Source organism: Oleiphilus sp. HI0043 (genome assembly GCF_001634935.1).
This window is the reverse complement of sequence record NZ_LWEY01001194.1, coordinates 1-703: the sequence shown is the minus strand read 5'-3', so window position 1 is coordinate 703 and position 703 is coordinate 1. Positions and strand designations below refer to the sequence as shown.

At 45.8% G+C, this 703-nt stretch carries 2 protein-coding genes; both read right to left on the bottom strand.

Annotated features, from left to right (window positions below):
• Window positions 1–269: transposase zinc-binding domain-containing protein (locus tag A3729_RS30900; protein ID WP_197475854.1), on the bottom strand; the 269-nt coding region annotated here is incomplete at its 3' end.
• Between the two features lie 101 nt (window positions 270–370).
• Window positions 371–703, bottom strand: a 333-nt coding sequence (locus tag A3729_RS14095) for a transposase (protein WP_156497955.1), incomplete at its 5' end; no start/stop codon positions are given.

Below are 703 nucleotides of genomic sequence, written 5' to 3'. Positions count from 1 at the left end.
CCTCTGCGCTTGCAGCTAAATGCCACCAATCGTTCATGATGGCAATCCTCGCAGCGGACACGCAAAAAGCCATATTCCAGCCGACCACATTGGAGAAAATCTTCGAACTCTCTCTGAACGTAACGAGGCAAGCTTTGTCCCTGACCCTCCAACGAGGACTTAAAGACAGGATAATGTTCCTGAACCAATTGATAGAGGAGCGTCTTTTCGGGCTGATGGCGTTCATAGTATGGTGCTTGACTCGCCCAGACATTCCTTGCCGGTGACATGAGCATCCTCCTTGATACTGTTTATACATACAGCATATAGAAGAAGCTTCACTTAGCGAATATTGGCCGTAATTTTGTAAGCGTCACGCGAAGCACACCTGTCATCTAACTTCTAAACTAACATTCCAGGGCAACAGAGCTGTCAGAGTGTCATCATCGTCACGCTCGCTCAATACGTTAAGAATCTGATGCAGATAATCGAATGGCACGAGGTTATTCGCTTTTGCTGTTTCAACAATACTGTAAAGTACACTGCTGGCATGGGCACCACTAGTGGTGTTTGAGAATAACCAGTTTTTTCGCCCTATCACGAAGGGTTTGATTGCTCTTTCTGCACGATTGTTATCGATATTCAGATGACCATCTTCTAAGTAGCGTGTCAGCTTTGGCCATTGATTTAAACTGTATGCGAGTGCTTTGCCCAAGGCCGATTT